At 70.4% G+C, this 15,300-nt stretch carries 15 protein-coding genes; 6 read left to right on the forward strand and 9 right to left on the reverse strand.

Annotated features, from left to right (window positions below; all coding sequences use genetic code 11):
• Together IT40_RS26750 and IT40_RS11360 are read right to left on the reverse strand one after the other, a co-directional pair.
• The coding region (locus tag IT40_RS26750; RefSeq protein WP_052095868.1) for a hypothetical protein at positions 1-273 on the reverse strand (273 nt) is incomplete at its 3' end.
• A gap of 148 nt (positions 274-421) precedes the next feature.
• A complete protein-coding gene (locus tag IT40_RS11360) occupies positions 422-1,033 on the reverse strand; it encodes a cysteine hydrolase family protein (RefSeq protein ID WP_036754827.1) in 612 nt (203 codons plus the stop codon).
• 302 nt (positions 1,034-1,335) lie between these two features.
• On the opposite strand from IT40_RS11360, the gene IT40_RS11365 reads away from it, so the two are divergent.
• Positions 1,336-2,430, forward strand: coding sequence for a sensor histidine kinase (locus IT40_RS11365; RefSeq protein WP_036754998.1), 1,095 nt, complete (start codon positions 1,336-1,338; stop codon positions 2,428-2,430).
• Between the two features lie 16 nt (positions 2,431-2,446).
• On the opposite strand, the gene IT40_RS11370 is transcribed toward IT40_RS11365, so the two are convergent.
• The 4 genes from IT40_RS11370 to IT40_RS11385 form a co-directional block, all read right to left on the reverse strand.
• Complete coding sequence (locus IT40_RS11370; protein WP_036754830.1) at positions 2,447-2,944, reverse strand: superoxide dismutase family protein; 498 nt, start codon at positions 2,942-2,944, stop codon at positions 2,447-2,449.
• Between the two features lie 92 nt (positions 2,945-3,036).
• The gene (locus tag IT40_RS11375) at positions 3,037-4,167 is read right to left on the reverse strand and encodes a carboxylate-amine ligase (RefSeq protein WP_036754833.1); all 1,131 of its coding nucleotides are present in this window, start codon (positions 4,165-4,167) and stop codon (positions 3,037-3,039) included.
• 104 nt (positions 4,168-4,271) lie between these two features.
• Complete coding sequence (locus tag IT40_RS11380) at positions 4,272-4,523, reverse strand: hypothetical protein (RefSeq protein WP_036754836.1); 252 nt, start codon at positions 4,521-4,523, stop codon at positions 4,272-4,274.
• Between the two features lie 26 nt (positions 4,524-4,549).
• Positions 4,550-4,747, reverse strand: a complete 198-nt coding sequence (locus tag IT40_RS11385) for a hypothetical protein (RefSeq protein ID WP_036754845.1) — start codon at positions 4,745-4,747, stop codon at positions 4,550-4,552.
• A 200-nt stretch (positions 4,748-4,947) separates the two neighbouring features.
• On the opposite strand from IT40_RS11385, the gene IT40_RS30460 reads away from it, so the two are divergent.
• Entirely contained in the window at positions 4,948-5,073 is a 126-nt protein-coding gene (locus IT40_RS30460; protein ID WP_255469536.1) for a hypothetical protein, read from the forward strand.
• A 594-nt stretch (positions 5,074-5,667) separates the two neighbouring features.
• Here IT40_RS30460 and IT40_RS11390 read toward each other — a convergent pair.
• The 3 genes from IT40_RS11390 to IT40_RS11400 form a co-directional block, all read right to left on the reverse strand.
• Entirely contained in the window at positions 5,668-7,875 is a 2,208-nt protein-coding gene (locus IT40_RS11390; RefSeq protein WP_052095869.1) for a TonB-dependent receptor domain-containing protein, read from the reverse strand.
• 156 nt (positions 7,876-8,031) lie between these two features.
• Positions 8,032-8,952: a FecR family protein gene (locus IT40_RS11395; RefSeq protein WP_166436094.1), complete on the reverse strand. Its 921-nt coding sequence runs from the start codon at positions 8,950-8,952 to the stop codon at positions 8,032-8,034.
• Positions 8,953-9,020: 68 nt separating this feature from the next.
• Positions 9,021-9,527 (reverse strand): RNA polymerase sigma factor, encoded by a 507-nt coding sequence (locus IT40_RS11400; protein ID WP_036754846.1) that lies wholly within the window; start codon positions 9,525-9,527, stop codon positions 9,021-9,023.
• A 282-nt stretch (positions 9,528-9,809) separates the two neighbouring features.
• On the opposite strand from IT40_RS11400, the gene IT40_RS11405 reads away from it, so the two are divergent.
• The 4 genes from IT40_RS11405 (at position 9,810) to IT40_RS11420 (ending at position 15,300) form a co-directional block, all read left to right on the forward strand.
• Positions 9,810-11,840: a TonB-dependent receptor domain-containing protein gene (locus tag IT40_RS11405; protein ID WP_052095871.1), complete on the forward strand. Its 2,031-nt coding sequence runs from the start codon at positions 9,810-9,812 to the stop codon at positions 11,838-11,840.
• A gap of 70 nt (positions 11,841-11,910) precedes the next feature.
• Positions 11,911-13,266: a Vgb family protein gene (locus tag IT40_RS29255; RefSeq protein WP_036754847.1), complete on the forward strand. Its 1,356-nt coding sequence runs from the start codon at positions 11,911-11,913 to the stop codon at positions 13,264-13,266.
• A gap of 163 nt (positions 13,267-13,429) precedes the next feature.
• Complete coding sequence (locus tag IT40_RS11415; protein WP_036754848.1) at positions 13,430-13,720, forward strand: DUF3649 domain-containing protein; 291 nt, start codon at positions 13,430-13,432, stop codon at positions 13,718-13,720.
• Positions 13,717-15,300, forward strand: coding sequence for a PepSY-associated TM helix domain-containing protein (locus IT40_RS11420; RefSeq protein ID WP_036754850.1), 1,584 nt, complete (start codon positions 13,717-13,719; stop codon positions 15,298-15,300). Before IT40_RS11415 ends, IT40_RS11420 begins: the two co-directional genes overlap by 4 nt.

A 15,300-nucleotide genomic window follows, 5' to 3' on the forward strand; every position in this document is an offset into this window, starting at 1 on the left:
CGGGGGGGTGCTGTGGGGGGGCGGGGTCTGGTCGGCAGCAGGCCCCGCGGCGGCGGGTGTGGTGGCGGGTGCGGTTTCCCCCCCGGCGGCGGGGGGGTCGGTGATCTCGTCCACTGGACCCGGCACCTGGCCGGGGATCTCGGGATCGCTGGTCTCGTCGTTGAACCACCAGAGAAACCCCGCCAGCGCGATCAGCACGGCCGCGAGGATGCCGATGATTGGGACGAGGTGGTGGCGTCTTTGCCTTTCCAGGTCGGTGCGGGGTGCGGACATTGCAAAGCTCCTGTGCTGGTGTCGGACAGGCCCTAGACGGGACCCATTGGCGCGGCCGCCCCGTCGGGCGGCCTTCCGCGGGGTCCCCCTCGGGCGTGCTTGGGGACGGCCATGGAAAGGAAACACCCGCCGCCCCCGGCTTGTTCCCCTAGGCCGCGGCCCAGGCGTCCAGAACCTCGCCCAGCGGTGCGGTCTCGACCTGCTGCGAGAACCGCGTGCGGTAGAGCGTCATCGCCGCGTCATGGCCTTGGTCGGTCGAGGAACAGACCGCATCGCCCACCAGCACCACCCGGTAGCCCAGGTCGACCGCGCCCATCACCGTGCCCAGCACGCAGACGTCGGTCTCGCCGCCGGTGATCACCAGCGTGGTGATCCCGGCGCGGCGCAGCCAGCGGTGCAGCCGCCCGTCGTGCCAGGGCGAATAGACCGGCTTGTCGACCACCCTGGCCGGCGGCACATGCCGCGCCAGCTCGGGCAGCAGCTCGAGCCATGTCCGGTCCAGCCGCTCGCGCAGCATCTCGGGCCATTGCGCGTAATAGCGCGCCCAAGCGCCGGACGCCGCCCCGAGCCGCTCGGGCGGGATGAAGCGGGTGAAGACGGTGTGCTGCGGCCGCGCTTCGACCAGCGTCGCAACCGCCGGCCGAACCTGCTCGATCCACGGCACCGCCCAGGCAGAGCCGGGCCCGAACAGCCGCTGCATGTCGACGCAAAGATGAACCGTCGCCGCCGGAAGGCGGCCGAAGCGAAGGGTTTCTGCCATGGCGCCGGGGGTCTTGATGATCGGGACGTTCCATGCAGAACCGGGCAGCGCCGCAATCGTTCCGTGTCAGGGCCTGGGGCGGGCGAGTTTTTCCGGGAACATTCCCGCGCCCGGCCGGTTGGGTGGCGCATGATTTCGTGCGGCGGGCCGCGATCGCGGCCGGCACGAGCCGGCGCCGGTCATTTTCCCCGGCGCCGCGTGCCAGGATGGGAAACCGCCGGACAATGTCCCGCGTTGCGCTATTTTGCGTCGGACGGGGACGGGCATACCGGATGGGGCGGCAGCAGCGCGACGGAGGGGCGATGGACGGATCGGTGCATTTTCTGGATGGCGGCGGCGAGATGGGCAGGGCGATCCGCGACCATGACTGGTCCGGCAACGCGCTTGGCCCGCCCGACGGCTGGCCCTCGGCGCTGAAGATCGCGCTGGGGATGGCGCTGAACTCGAAATTCCCGAAATGCATCGTCTGGGGTCCGGGGCTGATCACCCTGCACAACGACGCCTTTCGCCCGATCCTGGGCGACAAGGGCAACGTGCTGGGCCGGTCCTTCGCCGAGGTCTGGAGCGAGGCTTGGGAGGAGATCGGCCCCCTCGCCGAGCGCGCCTATGCCGGCGAGGCGACCTTCATCGAGGATTTTCCGCTGGTCATCGACCGCTACGGCTATCCCGAGCAATGCCATTTCACCTTTTGCTACAGCCCGATCCGCGACGAGAACGGGGTGGTGCGCGGCATGATCGACACGGTGATCGAGACCACCGGCAAGGTCGAGGCCACCCGCCAGCTGCGGCTGGTGAACGGCGAGCTGGGCCACCGGATCAAGAACACGCTGACCGTGGTCTCGGCCATCGTCAACCAGACGCTGCTGAGCCATGACGGCCCCGAGGCGCGCGAGATCCTGCGCCAGCGCATCGGTGCCCTGGCCCAGGCGCAGACGCTGCTGACCGATTCCAGCGCGCTGGATGCCGAAATCGGCCAGGTGGTCCGGCAGGCGCTGACGCCGTTTCGCACCGGGCAGCGGCGCTTCCGCATCGCCGGCCCGCCGGTGCGGCTGTCGGCCAGGCAGGCGCTGACCCTGGCGCTGGCCATCAACGAACTGGCGACCAACGCGCTGAAATACGGCGCGCTGTCGGTCCCGCAGGGCGCGGTGGACCTGGGCTGGACCGGCGGGCGGCCGGGCAGCGACGACCCGTTCCGGCTGCTCTGGGCGGAATCGGGCGGCCCGCCCGTCGCCTCCCATGCCGGCAAGGGCTTCGGCTCGCTCATCATCGAGGAGGCGCTGGCCCAGGACTTCATGGGCGAAAGCGTGATCCGCCACGAGCCCGAGGGGCTGCGCTGCGAATTGCACAGCCGCATGAGCCACCTGGGCGCGGGCGAGGGCGAGGGTGCGCCGGGCTGATCCCGGCGCCGCTGGCCTATTCGATCACCGCGCAGGCCAGCCGGTCGCCGGCGCCGCCGGTGGGCTGGGTCTGGTAGTCGTCGGGGCCGGCATGGATCATCAGCGCCCGGCCCTTGATCGCATTGTCGCCCTCGGCCAGCGTCACCAGCGGGTTGAAGACCTGCGCCCGCGCCGTGCCCTCGGCATCGACCCAGATATTGGGCATGTCGCCGGCATGGGGGCCGCCCTCGGCCAGCACGCCATGCGGGGCTTGCGAGGGGTTGAAGTGGCCGCCCGCCGATTCATGGCCGGTGGCGTGGTCGCAGCTGCCGGTTTCGTGGACGTGGAAGGCGACCCATTGGCTGGCCGGCAGCCCGGTCGCCTCGACCTCGATCAGCACGCCGGTCGGCGTCGCCGTCAGCGCCGCGGTTCCGGCCTCTTGCCCCTCGGTGTCAAGGAAAACCGCCTTGGCATCCTGGGCATGGGCCGAAAGCGGCATCAGGGCGAGGCCGAGGGCCAGAAGATATTTGGGCATTGCTGTTTCTCCCAGTGCTGCATGTCGGCGGGGGAACCCCCGGCCCGCGGGCTTTGTTCCCGCGAGCCGGGGAAATCCGCCGCCAGGCCGGATCACAGGCCGCGGCGGAACTCTTCGACCAGCCAGGCGACGATGCTGCGAAAGGCTTCCTGCGGCGTGGCGCCGGCGGCCATGGCCGAGGCGAACAGCGCCCGCTGCCGCTCGGCCGCGCTGCCGCGGGCGATCATGTCGCGCAGCCCGGCCACCGCGGGCTGGCTGTCCAGCGCATCGGCATCCTCGGCGATGGCGGCAAGCCAGCCCTCGGCGATCTCGTCGAAGGGAAGGATGCGGCGGGTGCCGAAGTCGATCAGCCCCTCCGTCAGCCCATAGCGGGTCGCGCGCCAGCGGTTCTCGCCCAGCAGGAAGTTGTCGTATTGCCGCCAGCGCAGGTTCTGCCGCGACAGCCGCCACAACATGCGCAGCGTCGCCTGCACCAGCGCGACCAGGGTGATCGTGTCATCCAGCCGGGGGCAGGCGTCGCAGATCCGGGTCTCGAGCGTGGGAAAGCGCGCCGAGGGGCGCAGATCCCACCAGATCTTGCTGGCATCGCCGATGATCCCGGTCTCGGTCAGCGCCGCGACCGAGCGGTCGTATTCGGCCCAGCTGCCCAGCCGCGGCGGCAGGCCGGTGCGGGGATAGCCGGCAAAGACCGTGGTGCGATACGAGGCGAGCAGCGTATCCTCGCCCAGCCAGAACGGGCTCGAGGCCGAAAGCGCCAGCAGATGCGGCAGGAACCACGAGAACTGGTTCATCAGGTCGATGCGCATGTCCTGGTCGGGGATGCCGACATGGACATGCATGCCGCAGATCAGCATGCGCCGGGACACCCCGCCCATTTCTTGCGAAAGCTGGTTGTAGCGGTCCTTGTCGGTATGGTCCTGGCTGCGCCAGTCCGCGACCGGATGGCAGGCGACGGAAATCGGCGCCAGGCCGAATTCGGCGGCATGGCGGGCGATGCTGCCACGCAGCCGGGCCAGATGATCGCGCGCCTCGCGCACATCGGCGGCGACGGGGGTGCCGATCTCGATCTGGCAGCGCAGGAACTCGGGGCCGACCTGGTCGGCCAACTCGGCCTTGCAGGCGGCCATCAGCGCATCGGGTGCCTCGCGCACGTCGCCGGTTTCAACATCGACCAGCAGGTATTCCTCTTCGACGCCCAGCGAGAATTCGGGCTCGTCGGCCATGTGCTGTCCCTTTCGTCAGATGCCGCCTTCAGGCCGAACCCCAAGCGGGCGGCGGTTGTTCCCGCCACCGATGCCGGCGGATGGTCTCGCAGGGCAGGGGGCTTTCAGCCCTCGGCCTGGTCCGCTGGCTTGCCGCTGCGCTTGCGATGCCGGCTTTCCTGGTTTTCGCCCCTGGGCGTGGGATCGCCGTCCTCCTTGGCCTCGGCCCGCGGCTTGGGGGACTCGGCGATCTCCTGGTGCGGGTGCTTGGCCGCGTCCAGATAGGGGCGGGGGTCGAAATCCTTGCCGGCGTTGCTGGTATCCACGCGCTTTTCGATGATCTGCCGCTGCTGCTGGCGGGTCTTCTTGCCGATCATGTCCGGTCTCCTTTTCCTCCGGCTGGCTATTTGTTCTCGCGGCCGCGCTGGCGGGGGTCTATGCCGCCCTGCGGGGTGGTGTCGTTCAGCACGTCGCCTTCGAAGGTGTTCTCGCCGCCGATCTCGGGGTCCTTGCGACCGGCGCCCTTGGAGCGGCCGATGCCCGGATCGTGCCGCAGGTCCGCGTCCGAGGGCTGGCTGGGCTTGGGTTGCTTGTCGGTCATGTCGGTGTTCCTTGCTGAAGGATTTCCGGGAAAGAAGGCGGACAACCGCCAAGCCCGGACAATGTTCCAGGCCGGGCGGGCCGCCGCCGCAAGCGCCGCCGGATTGGGCAGGACGGCCATTTTCCGCCCAGGGGTTTGCGCTTGCGCGTTGACTCTGCAAGCACGCCCGAGGGCACCGCTCAGGACATGAGGAGTTGAGCATGCCACATGAAACCGTTTTCGCCTCCGCCCTGGTGTTCGGCGTCATCGCCAGCGCCAGCATCGCGGCCGCGTCGGTGCTGACCATGCAGTCCATGGGGCTGTGGGTCGGACCGCCCCGATTCTAGCGGGGCGCCTGCCTGCCGCGATGCCCAGGCGTTGCGGCAGGCTGGGGTTGCTGGCCCGCAGGAACCGCGTTCCTCCGAAACCGCTATGGGTCTGGTTATGTGCCCCCCGTCGAGGACGGCGCCGGTCGATCCGCGAGACAGGAGGATGACAAGGCAGATCGTTTGAGGGATGAAGAGCGCAACCGCCGCGACCGAAACCATTCCGATCGCGAGGATTGGCGCGGCGCCTATGGCCGCGACGACGACCACGACCCGGCTATGGCGATTATGGGCGCGGGGCCATGGCGCCGGGGATTTCCGGTGGGATGACGGCCATGGCCGGGTGGCCTTGGCGATTATCGCTGCGGCTACCGGGACGATGACGGCTGGCGCGACGGCCGGGATTGGGACTGGATGGACCCCGCCGGGGACGACGCGGCGTCCTGCTTCGGCCCGGAGGAGGCCGAGCGCCGCCGGCAGGACGCGTAGCGCGACCATGACGAGTGCCGCCGCGGCTGTCGCTGTGCGGACGACCGAATCGGCGAGGGCAGGTGCGCCCGCTATCGCGACGGCTGGCCTTGCGCCGGGTCCGGCGGCGGGCCGGGCCGATGCCCCCTAGAAGGAGTTGCTGAGGCCCAGGTAGAGCCGCCGCCCCTCCACCATGCTTTCGTCCGGCACCACGTTGGCGACGTTGTAAAGGCCGATGGCGCCGGTCACGCCTTCGCGCAGGCGGTAGTCCAGTCCCAGATCGACGACCAGATGCGCCCGCAGCCCGGCGGTGCGGCCAAGCGCCTGCGAGGTGCTGCGATAGCGGGCGCGGGCCCAGAGGTTCAGCGCCTCGTCCGGCTGCCAGTCCAGCGCCAGGTTCAGCATGTGCCGGGGCAGGTTGTGAAAGGGCTGCCCGGCGTTGCGGCCGCTGGCGATGCGGGAATCCGACCAGGTGTAATTCGCCGACACCGTCGCATCCCCCAGCGGGATGTCCAGCGTCAGTTCGACCCCGCGCAGCCGGGCTTCGTCCTGGTTGCGGTATTGCGTGACCGCCACGTAATGCGCGCCGTTCAGCACGCAGGCCGGGGCCTGACCGGCGGGCGTGCGGCACAGGTCCACCCGGCCGATGCGGTCGCGAAACCGCGTGTAGAAGGCGGTCGCCCCGAACTGGAGGCCGGTTTGCCCCTCCCACACCAGGCCCAGTTCGTAATTGCTGCTCCGCTCGGGCTTCAGGGCGCTGTTGCCGCGGTCGCGCGAGCGGCCGTCGCCGCCCGACGGCTCCCACACCCCGTCGTCGGCCTGTTTCAGCGCCGGCACCCGGTAGCCGCTGCCGAACCCGCCCTTGATGGTCAGGCCGGGCAGGGGGCGCCAGACCGCATAGGCCCTGGGCGTCAGCTGCGCGCCGTATCTCTGGTTGCGGTCGTGGCGCAGGCCCAGCGTCAGGGTCAGGTCGGGCGACAGCGCCAGCCTGCCCTCGGCGTAAAGCGCCTGGTGCCAGCGGCCGGGATCGGTGACGGCGGAATCGGGCAGGCGGCCGGGGTCGTGCCGGGTGCGCTCGTGGCGATGCTCGAACCCGAAGGTCAGGTGATGCCGCCCCCAGGGCTGGGTCGAGCGGGTGCCGAAGGTCAGCGCCTCGTGCCCGCTGCGATTGCCGGCATCGAAATCCGTGGTCTCGCGGAACAGGAAGGAAACCGTCTCGGCCTCGTCGCCGCGGCGCAGGCGGTGGGTCAGGCTGGTGCCCCGGTCGCGAATCACGGTCGGGGCCGGGGCTGCGGGCCCGCCCTCGTCCAGCCGCAGGCGGCTGCCCCACAGGTCCAGCTCCAGCGACTGGTCCGGCGCCGGGGTCCAGCCCAGCCTGCCGCCCAGGTTGGCCCGCCGCCCGGAGGACGAAGGCGCGACGGCCCCGTCCTGGCGATGGCGCGAGCCGTAGAGCATCAGCCCCAGCCGGTCGCGGACCAGCGGCCCGCCCAGCATGAAGCGCGCCTCGTTCGTCCCGCCGGGGCCGATGTCATGCGTCAGGCCAAGGTCCAGCCTGCCCGTCCAGGCGTCGGGCACCGGCCGGGTGATGACGTTGACGACGCCGCCCGAGGCCGCCGATCCGTAAAGCGCCGACATCGGGCCCCGGATCACCTCGATCCGGTCGATGGCGGGGACGGGGGGCAGAAAGCCGGCCTTGGCGCCCACGCCGCGCCCGTTATAGGCGGCCTCCTCGGAGGCGCTGAGCGGCTTGCCGTCAATCATGAACAGCACATAGGGCTGCCCCATGCCGCGCAGGGTGATCGGGGTGCCGCCGTCGCGGCCCGGCGCGCCGACGAACAGGCCCGGCACGTCACGCAGCGCCTCGGCCAGGGTCGGGCCGGGGCGGCGGGCCAGCTCCCCGGCCCCGACCACGGTCATCGTCGCGGGCGCATCGGCCAGCTGCTGGGGATAGCCGGTCGCCGTGACCACGACGGTCTTCAGCGTGACCGTGGGCGCGGCCTCATCCGCCGGCGCCGGCAGTTCGACGACCAGGCTGCCCTGCGCGGTAAAGCGATGCCGGCCCCGCCCCGCGGGCAGCACGCTGCGCAGGGCCGCGTCCAGCGTCATGCGCCCGGAAAGCGGCGGGGCCACCAGGGCCGCGCCATCCCCCTCGACCAGCACGGAGAGGCCCGCGACCTGCCCGATGCGGTTGAGCGTCCGCGCCAGCGGCTGCGCGGGAATGTCGAAGTCGTATTCCGCCGCCGCGGCTTGCCCGGCCGCCGCGACGGCCGGCGCGGGCGCGGCGGCGCAGCCCAGCGACAGCAGGACGGCCAGCCCGAGCAGCGAGACCCCGTATCGAGACAAGAGCGGCGACATCGTTCCTTCCGTGCGAGGGGCCGGCCGAATGCCGCCCCACACATGCTCGACGCATGAGCCGGCGGCACGCTGAACCCGCGGTTTCGTTTTTCAGGCGCTGGCGGAAGGGCTGGCGGAAACGGGCAAGGGCGGCGCGCCCCGGCCCGGAATGCAGGGCTACATCAGCAGGCTGCCGCCGGGCAGGGGCAGGATGCGGAAACCCACGGCCTCGGCAAGCGCCTCGAGTTCGCCCCTGGGGTCGGCCAGGCTGATGCTGCCGGTGATCGGCCGCCGGGCCAGCGTCTCGCTGGCGAAAAGGATCGCGCCCGCGCCGTGGCGTTGCAGGACACCGGCGACCTCGCGCAGGCTGGCGTCGTAGAAGGTGAAGCGGCCCTCGCGCCAGGACAGCGCGTCGGGCACGTCGACCCGCTGCACCAGCGGGCGGGCGCCGGGCTGCGCGGGGATGCGGGCCTGCTGCCCCGGTTCCAGCATCGCCAGGCTTTGTCCCTGCGGGTCCAGGATCTCGACGCGGCCCTCTTCCAGCGTGACCAGCATGCAGCCGCCGCAATCGCGCACCTCGAAGCGGGTGCCATGCACGCGCACCTCGTTCCCGCCCAGCCGGACCGAGAAGGGGCGCCCGTCCCGCTGGACATCGAAGAAGGCGGCGCCGGAGCGCAGGGTCACGCGGCGGGTGGCACCATCCTCGGCATAGTCCAGCGCCGAGCCGCCGTCGAGCAGGGTCCGGCTGCCGTCCGGCAACGCCAGATCCTGCGCGGGACCGGGCCGGGCGACGTGATCGGCCAGCAGCCGCAGCCGCAGGTCGGGCCGCGCCAGGTCCAGCCACAGCGCGGCCATGGCGCAGGCGCCAAGCGCGAGTCCCGCGGCAAGGGGGCGGAACCAGCCCCGGCCCGTCCCTGACGGACGCTGGCCCGCCGGCCGGATGGGCTGCGTCCCGGCCATGACCGTGCCGCCGACCTCGCCGGCGATCTGCCAGGCCAGGCGCGCGTCGGCAAAGGCGCGTGCCCGGTCCTTGCCGCCCCCGAGCCAGCGGCGAAAGGCCGGGTCGTGTTCCAGCGCGGGATCGGCCACGATCCGCACCACCCAATCCGCAGCCTCTGCCCGGAGTCGTTCCTGCGGATCGGGTCGTGGCAGCAAGGGGGTGGCCCTCATTCGTTGCGAAGATCTTCCAGGGCCTGCGCGCAGCGGGCCACGGCCTTGGCCATGTGTTTTGCCACGTTCCGTTCGGACATGCCACAGATCGCGGCGATTTCCTGGAAGCTCAGCCCCTGGGCGCGGTTCATCAGGAAAAGCCGGCGGGTGGTCTCGGGCAGGTCGGCGATGGCCCTGCGCACCGCATCGCCCGATTGCTGCGCCGAAAGCGCGTCGAAGGCCGGATCCTGCGCCGGCAAGGGGGCCTCGGCCCCGGCCGCATGGGTGCAGCGCACCTTTTCGCGGCGCAGGTGGTCGATGGCGACATTGCGGGCCGAGCGGGTCACGAAGGCGGCGGGATTGCCGCGCAGCTCGCCCGCCCGTTCCCAGAAGCGCAGGAAGACGTCATGCACCAGATCCCGCGCGATGCTGCGGTTGCCGATGCGCCGCGCGATCTGGCGTTCCAGCCGCGCGCCCTCGTCGCGGTAAAGCCGGCCAACCTTGTCACTGTCGCAGGAAGACATCGCAGCAGCCAAACATCCGCATCGGGGTCCGCATCGGGGCAGGAAGAGCGTTCTGGCGAAATGCGCGCGGCGCATCGGCTGACCGGGGCGAGATTAGGCCGCGGCGGGACGGGCTGTCCACCCCTCTGGCCGGCGCCCGGCGGGCCGTTGTTGCAGTTCCGATACAGTCGCGCCGGGAAAGCCGACAAAAAAACTCTGCGATCGGGTTCAGTATCCGCCGCCCTGGTGCGTGAAGCCCTCGTAACAAGGCCGAACGCCGAACAGGAAAGAGGGACCGAACCGATGAGAGGATTGAAGAACACCACGGCCGATATGCTGGGCCGGCTGCCGTTGTGGCTGGCGGTGACGGGGGCGGCGGCCCTGCCCGCTGCGCCGGCGCTGGCACAGGCGACGGCCGAGGACGAGCAGGCGGTGGTGCAGCTCGACACCGTGGTCGTGACCGCGACCGGCCAGGCCCAGGCCCTGCCGGACGCCCCCGCGACGGTGACGGTGATCGACGGTGAAGAGATCAACTCGAAACCCTATGCCACCGTGGCCGATGTGCTGAAGAACGTGCCGGGCGTGATCGTCAGCGCGCCCTCGGGGCGGTCCGGGGCCGAGACCATCTCGATCCGCGGCCTGGGCGAGAGCTATGTGCTGACCCTGGTCGACGGCAAGCCCATCGGCAACTCGCAGGAGGCGACCTACAACGGTTTCGGCTCGGGGCTGGCGATGTCCTATCTGCCGCCGCCTTCGGCCATCGAACGCATCGAGGTGATCCGCGGCCCGATGTCCTCGCTTTACGGCTCGGCCGCCTCGGGCGGGGTGATCAACATCATCACCAAGCCGATCTCGGATGTCTGGTCGGGCTCGCTGACGCTGGGCAGCAGCCATTACAAGCACGGCGGTGCCGGCGATGCCAACGAGGGGCGGTTCTATCTCAGCGGGCCGCTGGTCCAGGACCGGCTGGGGCTGGCGCTGTTCGGCTCGCGCCATGACCGCAGCAAGGACGAGATGGCCGTCGCGGGCCGCGGCGGCAGCGTCAGCTACCAGTCCCAGGACATCGAGCGCAAGTCGCTGGGCGCCCGCCTGACCTGGAAGATCGACGAGACGCAGAACCTGGATTTCGAGACGGTCTATAGCGCACAGGACACCATCTCGACCCCGCAGGGCGGCGGGACGCCCGGCGGCGTCAGCGTCAAGCGCATGAACTACGGCCTGTCGCACGAGATCACCTGGGGCGACGACTATCGCACCGACAGCTTCCTGACGCTGGAGGATGTCGATTTCGAGAACGGCTCGAACGTCTCGGGCTACGAGATGTTGAACCTGAACACCCGGACCAGCATGAGCCTGGGCCGCCACGACCTGACCTTTGGCGCCGACTGGCGGGACGAGACCACCCGCCACGACCCCGACCGGGTCAGCGTCGATCCCGAGATGACCCGCTGGCAATGGGCGCTGTTCGCCGAGGACAACTTCCACCTGCGCGACGACCTGACCCTGACGCTGGGCCTGCGCTACGACCATAACGAACGCTACGGCTCGCAGGTCACGCCGCGGGTCTATGCGGTCTGGCACGCCAACCCCTCGCTGACGCTGAAGGGCGGGGTCAGCGGCGGCTACAAGACGCCGACGCTGAAACAGGCCGACAGCAACATCTTCGAGCCCTCGGGCGGCGACGGCCGGGCGCGCGACCAGGGCAACACCGCCCTGAAGCCCGAGGAAAGCACCAACTATGAAATCGGCGCGATCTGGGAGACGGCGGGCGGCGTGCAGCTGGGGCTGACCGCCTATCACACCCGGTTCAAGAACAAGATCACCACCGAGCAGATCTGCGCCCATGACACGCCGGTTCCGGGCCTGCCGACGGATTGCGGCATGAACAGCCCGACCGATCCGATCAAGTGGATCAACCAATACGTCAACCGCGACGCCGCCGAGCTGAACGGGGTCGAGGCCACGGTGGACTTCACCCTGCGCAACGTCGATGTCTCGTTCAACTATACCTATGCCGACAGCAAGATCACCAAGGGCGACGCCGTCGGCACCGCCTTCAACAACAGCCCGCTGCATGTGGCGAACCTTGGCCTCGACTGGCAGGCCACGGATGCGCTGTCCTTGTGGAGCAACGTCCAGTATCGCAGCGCCACCACCGATACCGGCAGCGGTTATATCCGCGAGCATGCGATCGTCGACCTGGGCGCCGACTATCACTTCAACGACCACGTGATGGGCAGCCTGGCCATCTACAACGTCGATGACAAGACCTTCGACAATACCGGCTACAACGACGGCCGCCGGTTCTACATGGGCCTGACCAGCACCTTCTGAACCACCGGAACCCCCCTCCGGCCGCCGCAGCGGCGGCCGGATCATGCCAATCGCAACTTCAGGAGCCGACATGGCTTTTCCCCTTCGCAATGCAGGCCGGGCGCTGACCCTGGCCGCGTTTTTCGCCTCGGCCTCGGGGCTGAGCGCGGAAACCGCTTTCGACACGCCCGCGGATTTCGCCGGCCGCGTCATGTTCTCGGGCCCCGAGCGCGGCGCGATCCATGCCGGCGGCAAGGTCGAGGTCAGCGGCTCGGGCTTTGCCCCGCAGCAGCAGGTCAGCCTGCAACGCGGCAAGACGCTGCTGTCGCCGCAGGACATGCAGGCCGATGCCGAGGGCGGCTTCAGCTTTGCCTTCGACCTGCCCCAGGACGCGGCGGTCGGCCTGCATCCGGTCGTCGTCCAGACCGAAGGCCCGGACACCGCTGGCGTGGCCGAGCTGAAGGTCTCGCCCCAGGTGCCGCTTGCCGGGGCCGAGGGCTATGATATCCGCTCGGCCAAGGTGGGGCCCGGCGTCTACCAGGTCGCCCATAGCGCGCAGAACGGCACGGTTTTCGTGGCCTCCGCCGTGGGCCGGCCGCCCGAGGGCACGTCCAGCATCGCCAAGCTGGACGCCGGCACGCTGGAGGTTCTGGCCGAGGTCAATCCCGGCGATTTCGGCGCCTTCGGCATCGCCGTGGACGATGCGAACGGCACCCTATGGGTCACGAACACCCGCCAGGACGCGGTCGCGGTCTATGCCCAGGACGACCTGTCGCTGGTCAGGCAGTTCGAGGCGGGCTCGGTCGAAAAGCCGCGCGACGTGGTGATCGACGCCGCGCGCGGCCGCGCCTATGTCAGCACCCATCGCAGCCGGATCGAGGCCTTCGACACCAAGACGCTGGAAAAGCTCGACGGGTTCGAGCTGCAATCCGCAGAGCGCGGCGGGCAGTTCGCCACCATGAGCCTGGCGCTGGATGAAAAGGCCGGCCGGCTTTACACCGTTTCGCTGCGCACGCCGGAACTGGCGCGCATCGACCTGGGCTCGGGCGAGGTGAAGATCCTGGCGCTACCGGGCGCCAAGACCCCCTCGGGCGTGGATTTCGATCCGGCGACCGGGCGGGTCTTCGTGGCCTCGCAGGGCAGCGACAACGTGATCGCGATCGACGGCGAAAGCGGCGCGGTGCTGTTCGACACGCCGGTCGGCGCGGGCACGCTGAACGTCGCCTTCGACGCCGCAAGCGGGCGGCTGTTCGTGGCCAACCGCGCCTCGGACACGATCACGGTCCTCGATGCCGCCACGGGCGAGATCAAGGCCAACCTGGATGGCGGCTCCTTCCCCAACCACCTGGTCGTCGCCCCGGAAGGCACGGTGTTCTCGGTCAACAAGGCGCGCGGCAAGGACGATCCCGAAGGCGACCGCCTGACCCGCATCGCGCCCAAGGCGTGACCGCAAGGCGCGGTATCCCTGCCGCGCGCGGTCCCCGGTCTCTGCCCCGTCCCTCTGGGGGCAGAGACCGCCTCGTCCCGTCACCCAGTATCCCGGACCCCATCCATGCCCGCCAACGCCCAGCCCTTCGCCCGTTGCCAGCCCCCGTCCCGGCAGGGGTGCCATGTCTGAGCCCGTTTCCCGGCAGCGGCTCTCGGTCGCCTCGCGCAGCCTTGCCGCCATCCTGGGCGGCTACCTGGCCGCCAATCTCTTCGTGCCGGCCTTTGCCAGGCTGGTGCCGATGCCGCCGCGCGATGCCGCGCAGCTGGCGCTGATGCTGTCCTTCGTCGTCTTCGCCGCGGCCTCGGTCTGGGCCTTCGCCTGCCGCAGCGCCGCACGGGCCTGGGCGGGGATCCTGGGCGCCGCGGCGCTGTTTGCGCTGGTCGTCGCGGCCCTGCCGGGAGGTGGCGCATGAAGAACGGTTTTCGCCAGTCGATGGCCTGGCTGCATACCTGGACCGGGCTGCTGCTGGGCTGGCTGCTCTTTGCGATCTTCCTGACCGGCACCATCGCCTATTTCCGCAGCGAGGTGACCTATTGGATGCGCCCCGAACTGCACGGCTCGGTCCAGGGCGCCGACCCGGCCGGGCTTGCCCTGGCCCGCCTGGCCGAGGTCGCGCCGCAGGCGGCAAGCTGGAACATCACCCTGCCAGACGAGCGCAACCCGGTGCTGGCGCTGTCCTGGGCCAAGCCGGGCGAGCAGGCGGGACGGCGCGGCGGCGAGACCATGGTGATCGACGCCGCCACGGGCGCGACGCTTTCGCCGCGCCCGACGGCGGGGGGCGAGTTCCTCTATCGCTTTCATTTCGAGCTTTACGGCCTGCCGCGCAGCTTCGCGCGCTGGATCGTCGGCATCGCGACCATGGCGATGTTCGTCGCCATCATCAGCGGCGTCATCACCCATAAGAAGATCTTCAAGGAGTTCTTCACCTTCCGCCCCGGCAAGGGCCAGCGCTCCTGGCTGGACATCCACAACATGACCGCGGTGCTGGCGCTGCCCTATCATGTCATGATCACCTTTTCGGGGCTGGTGCTGTTCGCGGCGACGCTGATGCCCTTGGTGGTGGACCGCCCCGCGCCGCGCGGCCCGGCCCCGCAGGCATCCGCCGCCGTTGCCGCGTTACCCCCGCCGCGGGCGCTGCCGCAACTGGTCCCGCTGGCGCCGCTGCTGGCGCAGGCCGAGGCGGCCTGGGCCATGCCGGTCGGCCGGATCGGCATCGAAAAGCTCGACGGCCCCCGGCCCGAGATCGTCCTGGTCCCGCAACGCAACTCGGTGCTGACGGTGCAGAGCGGCTCGGGCGCGAACGGGGTCGAGCGGATGCGCTTCGACGGGCTGAGCGGGGCGCTGATCGAACAGACCGGCCGGCCGGAGGCCTCGGCCACGGCAAAGGTGAACCACGCGCTCGGCGCGCTGCATCGCGCCCGCTTTGCCGATACCGCGCTGCGCTGGCTGTTCTTCGTCGCCGGCCTGGCCGGGACCGTCATGGTGGGCAGCGGGCTGGTGCTGTGGGTGTCGAAACGCGCCGCCAGGCATTCCCGTGCCGAGCGCCAGCCCCGCGGGCTGTGGCTGGTCGAGCGGCTGAACATCGGCGGCATCGCCGGGCTCACGCTGGCCACGGCGGGCTATTTCTGGGCCAACCGGCTGATCCCGGCCGATGCGCCGGAACGCGCGCTGCTGGAGATCCGCGCCTTCTTCCTGATCTGGCTCGCCGCGGCGGTCTGGCCCTTCCTGCGCCCGCCCGCGAAAGCCTGGAGCGAGCAGCTTGGCCTTGCCGCCTTGCTGCTTCTGGCCCTGCCGCCGCTGAACGCGGCGACCGGCCCGTCCAGCCTGTTGCAGGCGATGGGGCAGGGGAACTGGGTGCTGGCCTCGGTCGATCTGATGGCGATCCTGTGCGGCCTTGCCTGCGCTCATGCCGCCTGGAGGGCCCGGCCCGGACGGGTGAAGGCACCGAAGCCACGCGCCCGTGTCCAGGCCAGCCAGGTTCCGGGAGAGTAG

This window comes from Paracoccus versutus, assembly GCF_000763885.1.
Taxonomy (GTDB): Bacteria; Pseudomonadota; Alphaproteobacteria; order Rhodobacterales; family Rhodobacteraceae; genus Paracoccus; species Paracoccus versutus.